Here is a 20037-nt window from a genome sequence, read left to right as displayed (position 1 = left end):
TAGATTAATTGTTAAACAGCTTAATGGGGACCATGCCAATAAAACAAAGCGGCTCCCCAACTCAAGCCAGCACCAAATCCACTACATGCTATTAAGTCTCCGAATTTAATCCTATGATCTCTAACTGCCTCATCAAGCATCAATGGAATCGTTGCTGCTGAGGTATTCCCATAATATTTCAAATTTGAAAGCACTTTTTCGGATGGTATTGAAAATCTTGAGGCTACAGCATCAAGAATTCTTTGATTAGCTTGGTGCAATAAGAGCCAATCTATATTCTCAGACTTAATTTGATATTTTTCTAAGATTTCTCCAAGAATGATTGGAACTTCTTTAACTGCAAACTTATAAACCTCCTTTCCCTCCATTTTGATTGGCAAATATTCACCTTTTTGATGAGTAGCTCCTTTAACTAAATCTAAAAAAATATTTGATTGAGCAAGGTTTAAGCAACCTCCTTTACTTCCATCTGACTTCAAATCGTATCCAATCAAACCACTTTCATCACCAGAATTCTCAAGAGCTACTGCTCCTGCGCCATCTCCAAACAAAACACACGTCTTTCTATCATCCCAATCTACCCATTTTGATAATTGGTCTGCTCCAATCACAACAGCTCTTTTAATAGATCCAGAAGCTAAATATTGTGAGGCAGTTACCAAAGCAAATAAAAAACCACTACAAGCAGCAGTTAAATCAAAAGCGAATGCATTGGAAGCTCCCAAATTTGATTGAATTTTAGGGGCCGAGCCAAATAAATCTTCTGGAGTCGATGTTGCAAGAATTATCAAATCGATAGTTTTCACATCCCAATTAGCCATTTCAACGGCATTCAGTGCTGCATCAGTAGCTAACTCAATCAAAGACTCATGATCTCCAATAATCCTTCTTTCGCTAATACCAGTTCGACTTTGAATCCACTGATCATTAGTATCCACTCTCTGACCAAGTTGATCATTACTAATTACCTTTTGTGGGGTAGCGCTTCCGCACCCCACAAAAGATATTCCTGAGTCCCATTGAGAATTGCTAATCAAATCTAAAAAAAGCTCTCATTTCATAAGTCAATCACATAGTAGGACAGTTCTAATCAGAGCTTAAGACTTCTGGTTTATTCAAATCCGCTAAATCATCCATTACTCCATGACTTGCCGCTGAATGCACAACTCTTAAAGCACTTAAAACAGATAAAGCTTTACTTCCTCCGTGACCAATAACACAAATTCCATTAATTCCTAAAAGCAAAGCCCCACCATGTTCTGCATGATCTAGGCGTTTCTTTATTCGTTTTAAATTATTTCTTAAAAAAGCAGAACCAACTTTGCCTCTTCTTCCTCTCGGCAACTCAGCTCTTAAAACTCCCAAAAGTACGCTTCCTACTGATTCTAAAAATTTAAGCAAAATGTTTCCTGTAAATCCATCACAAACCACAACATCAAAATCGCCTGATAAAACATCTCGCCCTTCACAATTTCCAGAAAAGCAAAAACGTTCTTCCTCGTTTAAAAGTTTGTAAGTTGCTAGAGACAGATCATTACCCTTACAAGATTCTTCGCCAATATTTAATAATCCTATTCTTGGCTTGTCTACCTGCAAAACATCTCGACTGTATATATTTCCAAGAAGGGCAAATTGATGCAAATAGGTTGGTTTGCAATCCATATTTGCTCCAACATCTAAAACCAATACAGGTTGGCCAGGGTCTTTAGTTGGGAATAATGCTCCAATTGCTGGACGATCAATTCCTTTTAAACGTCCCAATTTAAAAATAGCTGAGGCCATCATTGCTCCAGAGTTCCCAGCGGAATAGACACCCATCGCTTTTCCTTCTCTAACCAATTTCATTGCAATATTTATGCTCGCATCCTTTTTTTTACGCACTGCAGTGGCTTCTTCATCCATGCCAACGGAGAGACCACTAGAAATTAATTGAAATTTTCCATCTTCAATCGCTTTGTCTAGAGATTCTTTTAAGCCAAATTCAATCGCTGCTTTTTCTACTTTCTCAATTTCACCTACAAATTTAATTTTCAAAGGAAGTAGAGACAAAGATTTCAAACATCCATCAAGAATTGCTCCAGGTGCATAATCTCCTCCCATTCCATCGACAGCGACCCAAATTCTTTGGGAATCTTGAATTGCATTTTTCTCATCCGTACTTTCTCCACCTTGGAGCCTTCTAAGGGGATCAAACACAAATGGTTCTAATGTACTTCTAGCAATTGATCCAGCATTCGTAACAACGGAACCAGCATTAGAAACAACTGTTCCTGCCACATTACTTGCTGCTGTAGCTGAGCTTGTTGCAGTGTCAACAAGGCTTGTTACAGCTGAGTTTCGGCGATACCAAATCACCAATCGTCTAATTGCTTTAGAACGATTTGTTTTATTATTTAGGTGATTTTTTTCCACTTATTTATGATCCTTCAGGAATCATAGAGTCAACAATTCTTTGAAAAAGATAACCTGTTCCTCTTGCAGTAAGTATCAGTTCTGGATTTGCAGGATCATCTTCAAGTTTTGATCTAAGTCTAGAAATATGAACATCCACTACTCTCGTATCAACATGTCTTTCAGGTGTATATCCCCACACTTCTTTAAGAATTTCACCTCGACTAAAAGGTTCTCCTGAACGACTAACCAACAATTCTAAAAGACTAAATTCCATACCTGTTAATCGAATTCGTTCATCGTTTCTATAAACCTGACGCTTATTTGTATCAATCTTTAAATTCATAACTGCAATGACACCTGAATTAGGTAGTCCTGCTATTTGTTCTTTCTCTACTCTTCTTAATACACATCTAATCCTAGCTTCTAATTCTTTTGGGCTAAATGGTTTAACAACATAATCATCAGCACCTAGCTCTAGACCAGTAATTCTATCTGCAACATCTCCCAAGGCTGTCAGCATGACTATTGGAACATCTGATTCCTTTCTTAGTTCCTGGCAAACTCCATATCCGTCTAATTTAGGCATCATGACATCTAGTACAACCAAATCAGGCTCACAATTCCTGAAAAGATCTAAAGCCTCATTTCCATCACAAGCAGTCACTACCTGATAGCCAATCATGGATAGGCGAGTTTCTAGGATCCTCCTAATACTTGCCTCATCATCAGCTACGAGGATGGTTTCCTTTGAGGGACTTGTGGCCGTCATTTGTTCCTTAGCTTTGGCGGCTGCGACAAGATCTTAAGCGAAGGTTCACCAACATTTAAAGATCACTATCTTTATTCAACTACAGCCAACTTCCTTTTTACAAATAAGTGTCTCGTTCTGTCTCTATTTATGTCTGTCAAAGTTGCGGTGCACAAACCAGGCAATTCTTTGGCCGCTGCAACAATTGTGGAGAATGGAACTCAATAATAGAGGAAAAAATTAATCAAAAATCAGATAAATCTTTTTACACAAAGATTAATTCTTCTAAGGAAAAATCTCCCTATCGTTCAGAACTAATAAGCCAAACAAAAAACCAACTTATTGAACGCATTTCAAGTGGATATGAGGAATTAGACAGGGTACTTGGAGGTGGCTTAGTGCCTGGATCACTTGTACTAATTGGGGGAGATCCAGGTATTGGGAAAAGCACTCTCATTTTGCAAAGTGCGACTGAAATGGCTCGTCAAAGATCAGTCCTTTATGTGGCTGCTGAAGAATCTGCTCAACAAGTAAAACTTAGATGGAATCGAATTGAGGATTCTGAGTCCAATCTTCATTTACTCTCAGAAACAGATCTAGAGCTAGTTATTAAAGAGCTTGATCATTTAAAACCTGACGTTGCAGTGATTGATAGTATTCAAGCTTTGCATGATCAAAATTTATCAAGTTCACCGGGCTCAGTAGCCCAAGTGAGAGAATGTTCAGCAGCTTTGCAGCAAATTGCTAAGCGACAAAACATTTCTCTTTTGATCATCGGGCACGTAACGAAGGATGGAATGTTAGCCGGACCAAAAGTTCTTGAGCATCTTGTGGATGCAGTACTTACTTTTGAGGGAGATCGATTCGCTTCTCACAGACTTCTAAGAGGGGTGAAAAATCGCTTTGGTGCCACTTCTGAGCTTGGAGTATTTGAAATGCAAGCAGATGGATTATCGGAGGTACCTAATCCAAGTGAATTATTTTTAAGCAAAACCTCTGCACCTGGAATTTCAACAATTGTTACTTGTGAGGGAACAAGACCATTAGCCATCGATATACAAGCACTGTTAAATCCCACGAGTTATGCAAGTCCAAGAAGAACCACAACTGGTATTGAGATAAACAGGCTTCATCAAATCTTGGCAGTTCTAGAAAAAAATATGAATCTTTCACTCTCAAGATATGACTGTTATTTAGCTGTAGCTGGGGGATTAGAAGTCGAAGAACCTGGTGCTGATTTAGGAATAGCTGCTGCAATAGTTTCAAGCTATAAAGATATTGAACTTGAGGAAGGTGTAGTTTTTATAGGAGAAATAGGTTTAGCTGGTCAATTAAGATTAGTAAGACAAATGCAACAACGAATTAATGAAGTTATAAGACTTGGATATCACACATTAATTATCCCAGAAGGAATAGATACGAGTGAGTTTGAAACGAATCAAAAATTAAAAATATTAAAAGCTTCGAATATTAATCAAGCTTTAATCTATGCTTTAGATAATAGTTAATCCACGTTTTAATGACTTATAAATAAACATCAACATTTCCTCTGCCAGTAGTCTTCAGCCAATTTTCTATATCTAAATATCCTCCAGGGTATAAACGAACAGCTTTACTCCAAACTTCAGCTGCTTGATCGAACCAGATATCACACTCATCTTGATTACCATTTCTTTGAGCCATTCTTCCTCTTTTTTCATAGATTAATCCCATATTTTTTAAGCAAGATGGCTGTTTGGGATTTTGTCCCAAAGCTTTTTTATATGTATTTAGAGCTCTCTCTTCATCTCCATTACTCATATAAATTATTGCCATGTTTTTTAATGTCTCTCCTCTATCAACTTGATTGTCCTCAAGTTTTAAGCTCTCTTCGTAATACTCCAGAGCCTCTGAGTAATCTCCATCATTTTGAGCTGCCAAACCTTTTCTGTAATAAAGATAGGCTTCTTTTTCTTTGGAGTCGATTGGCATCACTTTCACTATTCCCTCAGCCATCTTCGTGAAGGCCTTATCAAGAAAATTGTCTTTGTTTTGACTTCTAGGCACGATTGAACAAATATCAATACATACAATTCTATCCTGCCTGAAAATAAAAAAAATGTATAGAAATAATGAAACTAATTTTTTTGTATTAATAAATTATTAAATAAATGCAACATGCTTTTTATTTATTAAATTTAGAATAGGTATCCAAAATTTATATTCCCTTGAGCAACAAAAAGATTGCCCAAAGCAAAAATACAATTCTGCTGGATGTAGATGGAATGAAATGCGGAAGTTGCGTACAGGCAGTTGAAAAAATACTTAAAAACCACCCAAACATAAATAGTGCAAGCGTTAATTTAGTTACAAAAACGGCTTTTTTAGAAATTAAAGATCCTAATAATCCCCTTTACGATGTAATACAAACTCTTACCTCCAAGGGTTTTCCATCCAGGGAAAGACCTAATCAAACAATTTTAAAAGATACAGAGTTAGAGAGAAACGAAAATCAAAATTTATGGAATAAATGGCGACAACTAATAATTGCTATTTCATTATTAATCCTTTCAGGGTTGGGACATTTAGTAGAGGGTCAACAAATATCTTTTCCACTTATTGGTTCATTACCTTTTCATGCTGCACTTGCAACATTTGCTTTATTTGGACCGGGTAAAGCGATCCTAAGAGCAGGACTAAAGTCCGCAATCATGCTTACGCCGACTATGGATACCTTAGTTAGTCTTGGTGTGATGAGTGCTTACATAGCAAGCATAATTGCTTTAATTTGGCCGACAGTTGGCTGGCCATGTTTTTTCAATGAACCGGTTATGCTGCTTGGATTTGTTCTATTGGGACGTTTTTTAGAGGAAAGAGCACGAGTCAACACTGGCACAGCGTTAAAACAATTAGCAAAATTACAACCCGAAACAGCCAATCTAATCTTAGACAATGACGAAATTCGTGAAATTAGAATAGGTGCTCTAAGACCAGGAGAAAAAATTCAATTATTAGCTGGGGATAGAATCCCAGTAGATGGCTTAGTTATAAAAGGAAATTCGGCAATAGATATATCTAGTTTAACTGGCGAGTCTTTACCGCTAGAAGCAACACCAGGGGTCGAGCTGCCCTCAGGCAGCCTAAATTTAGAGTCAACAATTACTTTAGAAGTTCAAAGAATTGGAGCTGAAACGGCAATAGCTAAAATAATAAGTTTAGTTGAAGAAGCCCAATCTAGAAAAGCACCAATTCAGGGATTAGCAGACCAGGTGGCAGGTATGTTCTGCTATGGGGTAACAACTCTTGCTTTAATAACTTTTCTTTTTTGGTGGAAAATAGGGACGAGGATATGGCCAGAAGTTTTAGAAGTATCTAATACAGGTTTCATGCATAGCCATAACTTGCATGATCATTTAATGAATATATCTCAAACACCTATTGGACTCTCGTTTCAATTGTCAATAGCTGTTTTAGTTGTGGCCTGTCCATGTGCACTAGGACTTGCCACGCCAACGGTAATAACAGTTGCCTCTGGGGAAGCTGCTAAACGAGGATGGCTGTTCAAGGGTGGAGATGTCATAGAAATGGCATCAAAAATAAGTCAAATTATTTTTGATAAAACAGGTACTCTCACGATTGGAAGGCCTTTAGTTGTTGGCTACTGGAATAACAAGGAGTCAGAAAGAAATTTCATGCTCAAATTGGCGGCAAGCATTGAACAAGAAAGTCGGCATCCGCTGGCCCAAGCAATTATTCAAGAAGCACATAAAAAAGAAATCAAACTAGAAAAAGTGTCAAGGTCATCCACGTATCCAGGTAAAGGCTTAGCTGGCAAACTTAATAATTTAGAAGGACTCATAAGAGTCGGCACTCCGGAATGGATCAAAAGCGAAGGAATTGAATGGAATGAAATGATTGAAAATAATTTCAAGCTTTCAAAAACAAAAGCTCAATCTATAGTTGCAGTTGCTTTGGATAAAAAATTATTAGGTTTTTTCTTGATTGAAGACCAAATAAGAAAAGATGCTTTTCTTTCAATTAATAAATTACGCTCAAGAGGTTTTTCATTAAGTTTGTTTAGTGGTGATAGAGATTCAGCCGTTTTATCTATAGGGGAAAAATTGGGATTTAGTGCAAATCAAATTAGATGGCAAATGTTACCCTCAGACAAGCTTAATAAGTTGAACTTATTAAAGAATAATGGTTTAGTCGCGATGATCGGTGATGGAATTAATGATGCTCCAGCTCTTGCCGCTGCAGACTTGGGAGTAGCGATAGGAACCGGAACTCAAATCGCTCAAGATTCTGCTGATCTTGTTCTACTTGGAGAAAACTTGGAATCTCTTCCAAATGCTTTAAATCTATCCAAGCAAGCAATGCTCAAAATAAAACAAAACCTTGCATGGGCATTTGGATACAACTTAATTGCTTTACCAATTGCTGCAGGATTACTTTTACCGTCTTCTGGCTTATTACTATCTCCTCCCTTAGCGGCTTTACTTATGGCTTTGAGCTCTATAAGTGTTGTACTTAATGCTTTATCTTTGAAGTCAAAATGAAAGGAAAGTTTATTGTTTTTGAAGGTATTGATGGCTCAGGCAAAACTACTCAAATCAATCAATTATCCAAATGGCTTATTAGTACCAACCTCATACCTGAAAACAATAAATTAGTTATCACTAGAGAGCCAGGAGGAACTAAATTAGGAAAATCAATAAGATCGCTTCTACTAGATACTTCTATAGAAAAAAGTCCAGATTCTATTACTGAGCTTTTGCTTTATGCCGCAGATAGATCACAACATATAAATGAAATTATTCGCCCAACTTTGGATAGAGGGGATTGGTTAATAAGCGATAGATTTTGTGGATCAACACTTGCGTATCAAGGTTATGGAAGGAAGTTAGATATCAATTTAATTAAAGATCTCGAAGCCATATCCACACAGGGCATTGCTCCAGATATTACATTTCTATTAGACATACCTATTGAAGAAAGTATAAGAAGAAGAATAAATAGAAAAGATGATCGCATAGAAAAAGAAGGTAGAGAGTTTTTATCAAATGTTTCTCTAGGCTTTCAAGCATTGTCCGAGGACAGTAACTGGAAAAAAATATCTGCTATTAACTCTAAAGAAATTATCATGTCCGAGATTAAATCTGAGATCAAGAAATTAATAAAAGACAAATAAAATGGACGATTTTAAAAATATATATGGGCAAGAGTTAGCAATTAAAATTTTAAAATCTGCTATTTCAAAAGAACATATTTCTCAAGCTTATTTATTTTCTGGTCCAGAGGGAGTTGGAAGAAAAAAAACTGCTAAAATATTCATCAAAGCTATTCTTGACAAAAATCAAGAAAAAGAAAGTACAAAAAGAAGAATAAATAGTAATAATCATCCTGACTTATTATGGGTCGAGCCATCTTACATAGTCCAAGGTCAAAGTATTTCTCAGACAAAAGCAAGGTTAGATGGTATCAATATGAAGTCGCCTCCGCAAATAAGACTAAATCAAATTAAAGAAATAATAGAATTTCTAGGGAAAAAGCCATTTGAATCAGAAAGAAGCATAGTAATAATTGAAGATATTGAAAGAATAAATGAATCTGCATCAAATGCATTATTAAAAACTCTTGAAGAGACATATAAAGGATTATTTATTCTTATCACTCAAAGACCAGAGAAATTATTATCAACCATTAGATCCAGATGTCAAATAGTTCCATTTATACGCCTGGATGATTATCAATTAAAGAAAATTATTGAGAAATCAGAAGTTGTTCAAAAAACAGATGATATTCCTAGTGACAAAATTAGAGAATTAATCAATTTTTCATATGGATCTCCTGGACGCAGTATCGTAAATCTTCAATTTTGGTTATCCTTTTCAACTCCATTAAGACAAAAGTTAGAAATCAAATTAAATAATCCAATTGAGTTATTGAAATTAGCCAAGGAAATCACTGATGAACTTGACATAGAGCAACAACTATGGCTTATTGATTTTCAACAAAATAGGGCTTGGATAAAAGAAAAAAATTCCAGTATTGTCATACAACTTGAAGAACTGAGAAAACAATTATTGAAATTTGTTCAACCTAGACTTGCTTGGGAAGTAACTTTATTAGAAATAAATTTGCTTGATTAAGCAATCACTCTTTCATCCTTATTATTTTTTAAAGAGTTATTTTCTCTCGCCTGAGTTATTAATGGTTGAATTTCCCTTATTTTTTCCCCTGTTGGTAACTCCAAGCAATATCCAGCACCATAAACAGTTTTGATGAATTTTGGTTTTCTTGGGTCAGGTTCAAGCTTGGTTCTTAAATGTCTTACATGGACTCTAATAGTCTCAATATCATCGTCAGGCTCGTAACCCCACACTTCTTTTAGGATTAATGAAGGGGCAACTGTCTGACCATGCCTTTGCATTAAACAATGGAGCAATTCAAATTCTAAATGAGTCAAACGAACTGGAGATTCGAACCATATCGCCTCAAATCTTTCAGGAACAAGTGTAAGAGGGCCGTAATTGAGTATTTCTTGCTGATTATTACTTCCTAATGGTGCTCGATTAGTTCTTCTTAATAACGCCTTTATCCTTACTTGTAATTCCTCGAGTTCAAATGGTTTTGTGATGTAATCATCTGCACCAGAATTAAAACCCGTAACTTTGTCTTTGATTCCACCTAAAGCTGTAATCATAAGAATAGGTATTGCGGATGTTCTCTCATCTCTTCTTAAACGCTGACAAAGAGTTAAACCATCAACTTTAGGAAGCATCAAATCAAGAAGAATTAAATCAGGAGCGTATTGCAAAGCGAGAGCTTGACCCTTGATTCCGTCCTCAGCTTTTTGGACATCAAAACCAGTGTGCTCAAGATGCCCTGCAACCAGATCTCTCATGTCTTGGTCGTCTTCAATGAGTAAAATGCAAGGCTTCATTAATAATTGCCCAAATTAAAAAGTACCCGCAGTTGCGACTACTCAAGATTCATATGATTCTCTCAAAATTTTGTTTTTATTGCAGAATTCGACAAACTTGGTTTTCCATAGGTTAATCAGCAACTATAACTAGTATCACTGGTTTTTTATCCCTGAAAAGGCGAAAAGTCATTGCACTGTCTTTAGAAAGTCTTCCGATTCCAAGGCTTTACTGTTAAGGAATTCTCAAAACTTTCATAAAAAATCTAAAAAAATTCTATAAAAAATTTTAAATTAAAGATAAAGAAACTTTTTTTTCAAACTTAAAAATCAACAAATTTATTCTTATGTAAAAACAAATTTACATTTACCTTTAAAAACTCCCCGGGCGGGATTCGAACCTGCGACCAATCGGTTAACAGCCGATCGCTCTACCGCTGAGCTACCGAGGATTACAACATTAAGAACTTACCCTTGCCAGCTACCTAAGGGCAAGTGATTTTATTTCTTGGAACACTTTTGAACCAGAATTCCAACTGCTGATAGCTCCATTTTTAAGAATTGCCGCTCCATCACAAAAATATAATTCTTCCAATCGATGAGTAACCCATATTGCTGTAATTGGATCAGCAGAGGAACTTGTCAATTTTTTCATAACTTTCAAAACTGAATTTTGACTTTGAGGGTCCAATAGAGCTGTGGGCTCATCAAGTAAAAGTAAATTTGAATTGCTAACAATTGCTCCAGCAAGAGCTAAACGCTGCTTTTGGCCACCACTTAAAGTATGAATAGGCCTATCCAACATTTCACACAAGTCCACTTTTTCAAGAGCAGAATGAATTAAGTCCAATAGATTAGTTTTGGGAATGGTTTTAGGAACGCTAAGCATCAACTCACTTTTACATGTTGGCATAAGCAATTGGTGATCTGGATTTTGATAAACCATTGTTGGGCTGAGAGAACAGAAAATTTTTCCGCTCTTAGGTCGAATCCCTCCATTTATCAAGCGAAACAAGGTGCTTTTACCGCTTCCGTTTTCACCAACCAGCATCCACAAACCAGGTTTTACAATTGAAAAAGAGCATTGATCTATGACTTTGACTCCATTGGGCCAAGAAAAAGAGACTTGATCAAATTCCAAATAGCCAGACGAATTGGTTCGTTCCAAAATTGAATGACTCCTATTGTTTCTTAATTCTGGAGTGAAAATCCAGGCCGTTTGCTAGTGCTGCTACTAGTCTTTTCATAAATTTGTACAGCTGTAATTTCGCTTACAAGAAAAGTAATTCTTTTATCTTCTACTTTTTCACAAGTCAATTCTAGGAGCCTTGGATTACCATTTTTGATAGAATCTATTACTTCAGAATAAAGCCTCTTTGCATCTCCATGCTCTTTTCTCTGAACCACCAAAGGCATAGGACTTAGTTTAATAGTAAGCTCAATACAATACACTTTTCAGAAGAACGTTATTACTAATTTATTCTTACAAATAAAAGCAGAAGAAGAGAAAAATATGTTAATAATAATATTTTATTTAATCATTACATGTATATAGATCCCAATCATTAGTTTTCTTAATTACTTTGCATTTACTTTTATTTTCTTCGTCGAAACTTTTGATTTGTTTTCCTGAATACCAATTTAAACTTGGACGCTCAAAGCTATTTCTAATAAAAATTTTTTGATTAGGAAAGTCATGTATAAATTCAGCTACAGGTCTTACATCCCAGTTTTCATTTATTTCCCATAACCAAAATTTAGAACTCACAAAAAAGAATAAACCTATTATGCTTCCAAAAATCAAACCAATAAAACCCATCTTTCTAATATTCTTTCTTGAATTAGATAATGATAATCCCCCAAAAAACCAAGCTAAACTAATAAAAAAAATTGCATAAAAGTAACCTTCTCCAACGTTGAGAATCTTTAACTTAATTAATAAAGAAAAAGCAAATAAGCATAGTCCAATCAAAGAAAGTATGTACGGAATCTTTCTTAATATTTTTTTAGTGAAAAAATAACCATTCTCTTCTCTTTGAATTAACCAAGAGACGGGGGGGCCGCAGACCAAAGCAAAAGGCAACCAAAATGGATGTATATACCAAGGAAGTTGCATCTTTAGAGGTAAAATACTTCCTGCAATAATTATCTGAGTACTAAAAGCCCAAACTCCCCAACGAGTATTAAGGCTAAAGCATGCCCACAAAAAACCAATTGGCCATACAAGAATCCAAGGCCATCCCCCTTCAAATATTTCAATTATTGGTACCAAAACTCCTAGCTCACTACCTGAGCCTTTTTCAAATAAAACTCTTCCTGCTCCATCTCCCCACCACAACCAGAAAGCTCCTGAACCATAGGAAACGAAATTCCATAAATGCCAAGCAAAACCAGGAATTAATCCATAGAAGAACCAGGCCCATGAAAGATTATTTGAATAATTTTTTGATTTATATTCCCAAATCAAAGGTAACAAAGATGCAAATAGTGCAGGGATAATTACAGGGGCTTTAAGTAAAAGCATGAAACTGCAGGCAAATCCAGCTCCTAAAAAATTAAATTTAGTAGACCTATTATTTTTTATAGATGACAAGCAAAACCATAAAAGTGCAATGGCACTAAGCTGAGTACCATCTAACATTGCCATTCGCCCGTATCTAATAATTGGCAATAAAGTCAATAAAATTGCTGATGTGGTTAAACATGCTATTCGATCTTTAGGGCGCAAGTTCCACTGAATCAGACCACCCAATGGAATAACAAAAGTCGAAAAAAGTGCTGGAAAAAATCTTATACAAAACTCCGAGGGTAAAAAATCAAAATTATTTTGGAAATTTCGACTTATTCCAATTGCAAAAGAGATTATCCAATGTAATCCAGGAGGTTTATTCAAATAAGGCTTATCCCAGATAGAAGGAAGCAATCGCTCAAGTCCACTTTTTTGGTTTAATTCCAATGCAACTCTTGCAACAGTTGCTTCATCAAAATCTCTTAAAGGCAAATTTCCCAGAGAGACAATTGCAATTCCGCAAGCTATGGTCCAAAAAAGAAAAATCCATAAAATTGGAGGCTTACAGTTATGGGAAATGCTCTCGGTCAATATCAAAAAATTATTCCATCTATTTATATCTCTAAAAGGCCAATAAAGCTTTTGAATAACAAAATTTCAAGCATTATTAAAAGAGAATTGAATTATTAAATAACTTTTACCTCGCAATTGATTCAAGTTTTTAAAATAAGATCATGCCAATTGCTAATGACATAACATCTTTAGTTGGCCAAACACCTTTGGTCAAACTGAATCGATTACCTAATGAATTTAATTGTAGATCAGAGATCATCGCAAAATTAGAAAGTTTCAACCCAACAGCATCCGTAAAAGACCGAATAGCTGGCGCAATGGTGAAATCAGCGGAAAAGGAGGGAACAATCAAACCAGGACATACTGTACTGATTGAACCAACTAGCGGGAACACAGGAATTGCATTAGCCATGGTTGCGGCAGCAAAAGGTTATCGGCTCATACTTACAATGCCTGACACAATGAGTACTGAAAGACGCTCAATGTTAAGAGCTTTTGGAGCAGAGCTTCAACTAACCCCTGGCAAAGAAGGAATCCAAGGCGCCATTCAGCTCGCAAAGGAATTGGTAGTTTCTATACCTAATGCATATTTGCTTCAGCAATTCGATAATTTATCCAATCCTGAAATTCATGAAAAAACGACCGCTGAAGAAATTTGGGAAGATTGCGAAGGCAAACTTGATGCATTAATTGCAGGAGTAGGAACAGGGGGAACAATCACAGGTTGTGCAAGATTTTTAAAACAAAAAAATCCAAAAATAAAAGTTTTTGCGGTAGAACCTTCATCCAGCCCAGTTCTGTCAGGAGGGAATCCTGGATCTCATGCGATACAAGGCATTGGTGCTGGTTTCATTCCTAACGTATTAGATATGAATCAAATTGATGAAATCATAAGAATCAATGATAATGAAGCAATGGACATAGGAAGAAGACTTGCCAAAGAAGAGGGATTACTTAGTGGTGTCAGCAGTGGTGCTGCAGTCGCCGCTGCTTTAAAAGTAGGAAATCAACCTGAGTTTGCTCATAAGCGATTGGTTGTTATCCTTCCTAGCTTTGGTGAAAGATATCTATCAACAACAATGTTTACTGGCATCCCCGCAAACCCAGTAAAAGGGAAAGAGTACCTCTAAAAAAGAAATAATCATTCAACAATGAGAAACGACCCATATCAAATATTGAAAGTTCATCCCAGCGCAAAACTTGAAGAGATTAAAAAAGCATATAGGAAACTTGTAAAAATACATCACCCAGACAAAGGAGGAGATTCAGCAGTAATGCTCGAAATAAACTCAGCATGGGAAATATTAAAGAAAAAACATAAAGATCTAAATTTCAAAAAAATTAATAACTCAAAAGTTTATAGGCAGGATGAATACAAAAGAGAAACTAATAATTACTCTAATTCTGAAGATTTAAAAAAATGGTTTCAGAATATATACCTCCCTATTGATAAATTATTAGGACAAATAATTAATCCTTTAGGTTCAAAAATAAGAGATTTATCAGCTGATCCTTATGATGAAATATTAATGGATTCCTTCTGTCTATATCTAGAGCAAAGTAAAAATAAAATAACTAAGATAAAAAAAATTTATACATCCTTTGCTTGTCCCTCAATCATAAGAGATTTCAGCTTAGATCTATATCATTGTTTATCTCATGTTGAGGATGGTATTAATGAATTAGAGCGTTATACAATGGGTTATGTAGACAATTATCTTTATGACGGTAAGGCAATGATTGCTCTTGCTAAGAGAAAACGAAAATTTTTACAAAGCAATAAAAAAGAATGGCTTATACTATAGTTCAAATTTTTGTTATGTATTGATAATTAATATGAGACTATATGATCAGAATTTATCCAAACATCAGGGACTGGTCTTCTCCATCTGACTTGACAGTAATCACCTTTAATCAATAAGACTTCTCCGGGCCCTTGAAATATATATTCAGGTAAACTAGTGTCGCTCGCCTTAGATTCTAAGCTATTAGAATATTTTTCACGATCAACTTTTATAAGATCTCCTTTTCTGAGTTTCTTTTGTACCTTTGGAGGTGATTGTGAATCATCTATTTTTCCGGTTTGTTCAGACATTTTAAATAATTAATAAAAAAGATTAATGACTTAATTCAAATATTTAAATGAAGAATAGCAGTTAAAACAAAATGATAAAAATCGCTTCATTAATTAATTGCAAATTCCATAACGCAAATATTCTTGATGGATCAACACCATAAGTCAATCAAAATCCCTCTAAGCTGATCAAAACTGATTAGAGAAATCATGAAATTACTACTTACTGGATGTACTGGTTTTATCGGAAGAGAATTAATTCCTTTGCTCATTAAGGAGGGACATAGCCTCACAATCATATCGAGACAATCAAAAGAAAAACTTAAAACCATAGCTAATCACCAAAACACCAATTTCATACAAATGAATCCAGCTGAGTCCTCGTCTTGGGATAAAGAAGCAATTCAAAGCTCTCTTAAAAACTGCGAAGGGGTCATCAATCTTGCTGGCGAACCGATTGCTGAAAAAAGATGGACTACCGACCATTGTAAAGAAATTACAAATAGTCGCATAGAGACAACAAAGAATCTGATTAAAAGCCTACGGAATCTAAGAAAACCCCCAAAAGTTCTTATTAATGCCTCAGCTATTGGTTTCTATGGTTCACATCCTCAAACTGAATTCACTGAAGAGAATATTCAAGGTGATGATTTTCTAGCAAATCTATGCAAAGAATGGGAATCTAGTGCAAAAAACAAACCTAGAGCGACTCGTCTTTTAATTGTGAGAATTGGAATCGTATTAGCTAAAGATGGCGGAGCACTTGGGAAAATGCTCCCCATTTTTAGAGCTGGTCTTGGAGGTCCTATAGGAGATGGAAAACAATGGATGAGCTGGATACATAGAACAGATCTTTGTAATCTTATTAACGAAAGTGTGAAAAATTCTGCTTGGTCAGGTGTCGTGAATGGTGTTGCACCAAATCCTGTACGAATGAATGAGTTCTCTAATTCACTTGGTCAAGTACTCGGCAGACCAAGTCTTTTCGCAGTTCCTGGGCCAATATTGAAGTTAATTTTAGGAGATGGAGCTCGTGTAGTTTTAGAGGGACAAAACGTACAAACTCAAAGATTAAATAAACTCAAATTTAAATTCAATTTCCCCACAATTAATGAGGCTTTCAAATCAACATTAGCTTAAAATTTTTATTGGAATCTAATTAGAAATCAAAGGTCTAACCAATTTTTTATTTTCAGTAACGTTTTCCAATCAGGCTTTCGTGAAAGACCATCTTCAAATGATTCTTTTAATTCTTTTTCTAATTCAGGAAGAACTAGCATAGCTCTTTTGACATAATCAATATGATCTCTAACTCCTTTAGAATTAGTTTCTAACAAAGCAAGACTCAAATTTATCCTTGACTGCGGATCTTGACCGTTAAGTTTCACTGCATACCGAGCAGAGCGCAAGGCTTCCTGAGGCGAGTCACATAACAATTGCAACCAAGACAAGCATGTCCATGCAGCAGCATTATTTGGAGTAGTAGAGGCTATTTTCTGAAAATCTTCAATCAATTCATCTGCTGGTGAACCAGCCTTATATCGATTTAGGGCTTCTTCAAAAAGGCTTTCATCTGGTTGATCCATTGTTATTTAAAAATTCTTTTAATTAAAGTTAAACTGCAAAGGAACTTCCACAGCCGCAAGTTTGTGACGCATTGGGATTAGTAAAGTTAAAACCTCCACCAATTAAATCTGTACTGAAATCTAACTGCATACCATATATATACAAAAGACTCTTTGGATCACAAATCACTTTAAAAGAACTTGTGCCTACTGAATATTCATAGACTTCATCATCTTTCTGAATATCATCATCAGACACAAAGTCCATTGTGTAACTCATACCACTGCATCCTCCAGAACGTACTCCTACTCTCAGTAATTTCCCTGAGCCTTGTTCTTTGCAAAGTCTAGACAACTGATCCAAAGCAGGAGTGGTAATAAGAACTCCTTTGCCACCTTGAGCTTTATGAATTGTGGGCGGTGCGTTTGATTCACTCATTGTTTTTTCTGAACTTTAATAACACTCTATTAATTATATTCGATTTTAAAAGTGCCAAAAAAGAGTTTTTATTCATAGAGTTAGTGTATCCATCTAATTAAACGAGTGAAAATCGCAATAATAGGTGCAGGTTTAGCAGGATTAACTGCTGCAGTTGACCTTGTTGATGAAGGACATGACGTCGACCTATACGAAGCAAAACCTTTTATGGGAGGCAAAGTTGGAAGCTGGGAAGATTCCGATGGCAATCACATAGAGATGGGTTTGCATGTCTTCTTTTTCAACTATGCAAATCTGTTTGAATTAATGAGAAAAGTAGGCGCGTTTGAAAATCTTTTACCAAAAGACCACACTCACCTTTTTGTTAATAAGGGCGGTGACATTAAATCACTTGATTTTAGATTTTTTGCGGGAGCTCCTTTTAACGGCTTAAAAGCCTTCTTCACTACACCTCAATTAAATTGGATTGACAAACTAAGGAATGCTCTTGCACTTGGAACAAGTCCGATAGTAAGAGGGCTGATTGACTACGAGGGTGCGATGAAAACAATACGATCACTAGATTCTATAAGCTTTCAACAATGGTTTCTGAACCATGGAGGAAGCATAAATAGTATCAAAAGGATGTGGAATCCGATTGCATATGCGCTGGGATTCATTGATTGTGAAGCCATTTCTGCAAGATGCATGCTTACCATCTTTATGATGTTCGCTTCTAAGACAGAGGCATCCAAGCTCAACCTATTGAAGGGATCACCCCACAAATGGCTAACTAAGCCAATACTTGATTACATTGAACAAAGAGGCGGAAGACTTCACTTAGAAAATATTGTTAAAGAAATTCATTCAGATGACTCTGATCATCCATCTGTTACTGGAATAACTCTCCAAACTCCCGAGGGTGAAAAAAAAATTCAAGCAGACAAATATCTAGCTGCATGCGATGTGTCTGGTATAAAAAGAATAATTCCTAGATCATGGAGACGTTTTAAAGAGTTCGACTTACTTTTTAAGCTTGATGCTGTCCCAGTCGCGACTGTACAACTTAGATATGATGGCTGGGTAACAGAGATCAATAATAAACAAGCTCAAAAAAACCTAAACAATCCATCTGGTTTAGACAACTTGTTATACACAGCCGATGCTGATTTTAGTTGTTTTGCAGATTTAGCCTTATCAAGCCCAGAAGACTATAAGAAAGAAGGTCAGGGCTCTTTACTGCAATGCGTTTTAACCCCTGGAGATCCATGGATCACCAAATCCTCTGATGAACTTGTAAAACATACTGATTTACAAGTTAGGTCACTTTTCCCTTCTTCAAGAGATTTAAAGCTTTTGTGGAGCAATGTGGTCAAGGTTTCTCATTCTCTCTACAGAGAGGCTCCTGGAATGGAGCCATATAGACCAGATCAAAAAACTTCTTTTAGTAATTTCTTCTTAGCAGGCAGTTACACAAAACAGGACTACATTGACTCTATGGAAGGAGCAACAATGAGCGGACATCTTGCTGCTTCAGCAATGCTCTCAAAGTCTGTTTCACTAGCAAAAAATTCTTCGGTTGCTTAAGAAATGGGAAAGTGGCTTGATCACACAGTGATAAGTGAAATTCATGCTCCAGTTGAACTTGTTTGGAAGTTTTGGAGTGATTTAGATTCGATGCCTTTGTGGATGACTTGGATTGAGTCGGTTAAGGCAGTCGATCAAAAAACCTCTACACTTCCTGATTTAACAGAGTGGACACTTGCAGCTAATGGCTTTCGTTTTAAATGGAAAGCTCAAATCATGGAAAGAGTAGAAGCAGAGAAATTGGAATGGAAATCAGTTGGTGGTTTACCTACTAAGGGTTCAGTACGGTTTTATAATGAAGAGAGCTCTAAAACTGTAGTTAAATTAAAAATATCTTATGAATTGCCTCAAGTTTTAGCAAATCTAATGAAAGCAAATATTCTTGGAGGGATGGTCACAAAAGAATTACAGAAAAATCTTGACGGGTTTAAAGAACTCGTAGAAAAATCAGCTTGAATTTAATTAAATTTTAGCTCTAAGCAAGCTTTTAATAATCCTTCTAGATCATGTGGTTCAGCCTCTTCATCAGGTTTTCTAATAAGTTTTTTACAACTAATAGTTGTTTGAGGTCCAATCGAAACAAGTTTGATCTTTTCAATCAATTTAAACCAATTTCCACCAAAGTATTTATTAAATAAGCTAACAGTATTTATTACTGTTTTACCACTAGTAAAAGCAATAATATCTATTTCTCCACTCTTCAAAGCTTCTATAGTCTTTTGAGGTATATATTTAGGACAAGAAGATTCATAAGCAGCTACTTCAGTAACCTCTGCTCCTTTTAATCTGAAAGAGTCAGATAATATTGATCTGCCGCCGGTTTGTACTCTAGGAATAAATAATTTTAAACCTTTTTGATTCTGAGGGAAATAGTCAAGCAAGCTATCTGCAACAAAACTAGGAGGAACAAAACTAATCTCTGCATCCATATCTGATAACAAAGAAGCTGTTTTTCTTCCTACAGCAGCAATTTGAATAGTCTTAGAAATTTTCGACAAAGATAATCCAATTTCTCTCATTCTATCTTCAACATTTCTAACACCATTTGCGCTAGAAAAGATAATCCAATCAAAGGTTGAGATTTTCTTTAAAGCATCATCCAAAGGAGCCCAGTCATCAGGAGGTCCAATAACTAATGAAGGAAGATCGAATACCTCAGCCCCAATCTCCCTAAAGATCTCACGAGCCTCTGAAGTCTGTTCTTGGGCACGAGTAATAATTATCTTCTTGTCGGTTAAAGCCATTTTTGTATGCTTCATTCGTAA

21 protein-coding genes and 1 tRNA gene are annotated in these 20037 nt (G+C 35.9%); 9 read left to right on the top strand and 13 right to left on the bottom strand.

Annotated features, from left to right (window positions below; translation table 11 throughout):
* Positions 1-20: 20 nt before the first annotated feature.
* From EW15_RS00975 to rpaB, 3 genes are read right to left on the bottom strand one after another with little or no spacing between them, the layout of a single operon-like run.
* Entirely contained in the window at positions 21-1037 is a 1017-nt protein-coding gene (locus EW15_RS00975; RefSeq protein WP_038650844.1) for a beta-ketoacyl-ACP synthase III, read from the bottom strand.
* 49 nt (positions 1038-1086) lie between these two features.
* Entirely contained in the window at positions 1087-2412 is a 1326-nt protein-coding gene (gene plsX, locus EW15_RS00970; RefSeq protein WP_038650840.1) for a phosphate acyltransferase PlsX, read from the bottom strand.
* A gap of 4 nt (positions 2413-2416) precedes the next feature.
* Complete coding sequence (rpaB, locus tag EW15_RS00965) at positions 2417-3163, bottom strand: response regulator transcription factor RpaB (protein WP_011294133.1); 747 nt, start codon at positions 3161-3163, stop codon at positions 2417-2419.
* 107 nt (positions 3164-3270) lie between these two features.
* Between rpaB and radA the strand changes: the two genes are divergently transcribed.
* Complete coding sequence (radA, locus tag EW15_RS00960) at positions 3271-4650, top strand: DNA repair protein RadA (protein ID WP_038650835.1); 1380 nt, start codon at positions 3271-3273, stop codon at positions 4648-4650.
* 16 nt (positions 4651-4666) lie between these two features.
* Here radA and EW15_RS00955 read toward each other — a convergent pair whose 3' ends face one another.
* A complete protein-coding gene (locus tag EW15_RS00955; RefSeq protein WP_011822992.1) occupies positions 4667-5188 on the bottom strand; it encodes a photosystem I assembly protein Ycf3 in 522 nt (173 codons plus the stop codon).
* Between the two features lie 161 nt (positions 5189-5349).
* On the opposite strand from EW15_RS00955, the gene EW15_RS00950 reads away from it, so the two are divergent.
* The 3 genes from EW15_RS00950 to EW15_RS00940 are packed head-to-tail and all read left to right on the top strand — an operon-like array spanning position 5350 to position 9273.
* The gene (locus EW15_RS00950) at positions 5350-7680 is read left to right on the top strand and encodes a cation-translocating P-type ATPase (RefSeq protein ID WP_038650830.1); all 2331 of its coding nucleotides are present in this window, start codon (positions 5350-5352) and stop codon (positions 7678-7680) included.
* A complete protein-coding gene (gene tmk / locus EW15_RS00945) occupies positions 7677-8312 on the top strand; it encodes a dTMP kinase (RefSeq protein WP_038650827.1) in 636 nt (211 codons plus the stop codon). The genes EW15_RS00950 and tmk overlap by 4 nt, the downstream gene beginning before the upstream one ends.
* A gap of 1 nt (position 8313) precedes the next feature.
* Positions 8314-9273, top strand: coding sequence for a DNA polymerase III subunit delta' (locus tag EW15_RS00940; RefSeq protein WP_038650824.1), 960 nt, complete (start codon positions 8314-8316; stop codon positions 9271-9273).
* Here EW15_RS00940 and EW15_RS00935 read toward each other — a convergent pair.
* From EW15_RS00935 to EW15_RS00915, 5 genes are all read right to left on the bottom strand, one after another.
* Entirely contained in the window at positions 9270-10067 is a 798-nt protein-coding gene (locus EW15_RS00935) for a response regulator transcription factor (RefSeq protein WP_038650821.1), read from the bottom strand. The genes EW15_RS00940 and EW15_RS00935 overlap by 4 nt on opposite strands.
* Before the next feature lie 359 nt (positions 10068-10426).
* Positions 10427-10498, bottom strand: a tRNA-Asn gene (locus EW15_RS00930).
* Between the two features lie 29 nt (positions 10499-10527).
* Positions 10528-11214, bottom strand: coding sequence for an ABC transporter ATP-binding protein (locus tag EW15_RS00925; protein ID WP_038650818.1), 687 nt, complete (start codon positions 11212-11214; stop codon positions 10528-10530).
* A gap of 23 nt (positions 11215-11237) precedes the next feature.
* The gene (locus tag EW15_RS00920) at positions 11238-11498 is read right to left on the bottom strand and encodes a hypothetical protein (RefSeq protein WP_038650815.1); all 261 of its coding nucleotides are present in this window, start codon (positions 11496-11498) and stop codon (positions 11238-11240) included.
* An 82-nt stretch (positions 11499-11580) separates the two neighbouring features.
* Complete coding sequence (locus EW15_RS00915; protein ID WP_225866579.1) at positions 11581-13146, bottom strand: glycosyltransferase family 39 protein; 1566 nt, start codon at positions 13144-13146, stop codon at positions 11581-11583.
* A 143-nt stretch (positions 13147-13289) separates the two neighbouring features.
* Here EW15_RS00915 and cysK point away from each other — a divergent pair, with 143 nt between their 5' ends.
* Together cysK and EW15_RS00905 are read left to right on the top strand one after the other, a co-directional pair.
* A complete protein-coding gene (gene cysK, locus EW15_RS00910; protein WP_038650809.1) occupies positions 13290-14258 on the top strand; it encodes a cysteine synthase A in 969 nt (322 codons plus the stop codon).
* 21 nt (positions 14259-14279) lie between these two features.
* Positions 14280-14933 carry a J domain-containing protein gene (locus tag EW15_RS00905; protein WP_038650806.1) on the top strand — a complete coding sequence of 218 codons (654 nt, stop codon included), beginning with the start codon at positions 14280-14282 and terminating at the stop codon, positions 14931-14933.
* Between the two features lie 26 nt (positions 14934-14959).
* Here the strand turns inward: EW15_RS00905 and EW15_RS00900 are convergent, their stop codons facing one another.
* Positions 14960-15223, bottom strand: a complete 264-nt coding sequence (locus EW15_RS00900) for an NAD(P)H-quinone oxidoreductase subunit O (RefSeq protein ID WP_038650804.1) — start codon at positions 15221-15223, stop codon at positions 14960-14962.
* 189 nt (positions 15224-15412) lie between these two features.
* On the opposite strand from EW15_RS00900, the gene EW15_RS00895 reads away from it, so the two are divergent.
* Positions 15413-16342: a TIGR01777 family oxidoreductase gene (locus EW15_RS00895; protein ID WP_038650801.1), complete on the top strand. Its 930-nt coding sequence runs from the start codon at positions 15413-15415 to the stop codon at positions 16340-16342.
* A gap of 26 nt (positions 16343-16368) precedes the next feature.
* On the opposite strand, the gene EW15_RS00890 is transcribed toward EW15_RS00895, so the two are convergent.
* Both EW15_RS00890 and EW15_RS00885 read right to left on the bottom strand, forming a co-directional pair.
* Entirely contained in the window at positions 16369-16788 is a 420-nt protein-coding gene (locus tag EW15_RS00890; protein WP_038650798.1) for a tetratricopeptide repeat protein, read from the bottom strand.
* A 28-nt stretch (positions 16789-16816) separates the two neighbouring features.
* Positions 16817-17206: an iron-sulfur cluster assembly accessory protein gene (locus EW15_RS00885; protein WP_038650795.1), complete on the bottom strand. Its 390-nt coding sequence runs from the start codon at positions 17204-17206 to the stop codon at positions 16817-16819.
* Between the two features lie 105 nt (positions 17207-17311).
* Between EW15_RS00885 and zds the strand changes: the two genes are divergently transcribed.
* Together zds and EW15_RS00875 are read left to right on the top strand one after the other, a co-directional pair.
* On the top strand, positions 17312-18772 hold the full coding sequence (gene zds, locus EW15_RS00880; RefSeq protein WP_038650792.1) for a 9,9'-di-cis-zeta-carotene desaturase: 1461 nt from the start codon (positions 17312-17314) through the stop codon (positions 18770-18772).
* A 3-nt stretch (positions 18773-18775) separates the two neighbouring features.
* Positions 18776-19228, top strand: a complete 453-nt coding sequence (locus EW15_RS00875) for an SRPBCC family protein (protein ID WP_038650789.1) — start codon at positions 18776-18778, stop codon at positions 19226-19228.
* A 2-nt stretch (positions 19229-19230) separates the two neighbouring features.
* Here EW15_RS00875 and EW15_RS00870 read toward each other — a convergent pair whose 3' ends face one another.
* Positions 19231-20031: a uroporphyrinogen-III synthase gene (locus tag EW15_RS00870; protein ID WP_038650786.1), complete on the bottom strand. Its 801-nt coding sequence runs from the start codon at positions 20029-20031 to the stop codon at positions 19231-19233.
* Positions 20032-20037 lie beyond the last annotated feature (6 nt).

The organism is Prochlorococcus sp. MIT 0801, from assembly GCF_000757865.1.
Taxonomy (GTDB): Bacteria; Cyanobacteriota; Cyanobacteriia; order PCC-6307; family Cyanobiaceae; genus Prochlorococcus_B.
The sequence above is the reverse complement of the archived record's forward strand: the minus strand, read 5'-3'. Positions and strand labels throughout refer to the sequence as shown.

Coding starts and splice junctions, on each gene's coding strand:
- EW15_RS00900 (WP_038650804.1), bottom strand. CDS start 15,223: ATGTCTGAACAAACCGGAAAAATAGATGATTCACAATCACCTCCAAAG.
- EW15_RS00890 (WP_038650798.1), bottom strand. CDS start 16,788: ATGGATCAACCAGATGAAAGCCTTTTTGAAGAAGCCCTAAATCGATAT.
- tmk (WP_038650827.1), top strand. CDS start 7,677: ATGAAAGGAAAGTTTATTGTTTTTGAAGGTATTGATGGCTCAGGCAAA.
- EW15_RS00935 (WP_038650821.1), bottom strand. CDS start 10,067: ATGAAGCCTTGCATTTTACTCATTGAAGACGACCAAGACATGAGAGAT.
- EW15_RS00870 (WP_038650786.1), bottom strand. CDS start 20,031: ATGAAGCATACAAAAATGGCTTTAACCGACAAGAAGATAATTATTACT.
- EW15_RS00875 (WP_038650789.1), top strand. CDS start 18,776: ATGGGAAAGTGGCTTGATCACACAGTGATAAGTGAAATTCATGCTCCA.
- EW15_RS00940 (WP_038650824.1), top strand. CDS start 8,314: ATGGACGATTTTAAAAATATATATGGGCAAGAGTTAGCAATTAAAATT.
- EW15_RS00885 (WP_038650795.1), bottom strand. CDS start 17,206: ATGAGTGAATCAAACGCACCGCCCACAATTCATAAAGCTCAAGGTGGC.
- EW15_RS00895 (WP_038650801.1), top strand. CDS start 15,413: ATGAAATTACTACTTACTGGATGTACTGGTTTTATCGGAAGAGAATTA.
- EW15_RS00905 (WP_038650806.1), top strand. CDS start 14,280: ATGAGAAACGACCCATATCAAATATTGAAAGTTCATCCCAGCGCAAAA.
- rpaB (WP_011294133.1), bottom strand. CDS start 3,163: ATGACGGCCACAAGTCCCTCAAAGGAAACCATCCTCGTAGCTGATGAT.
- cysK (WP_038650809.1), top strand. CDS start 13,290: ATGCCAATTGCTAATGACATAACATCTTTAGTTGGCCAAACACCTTTG.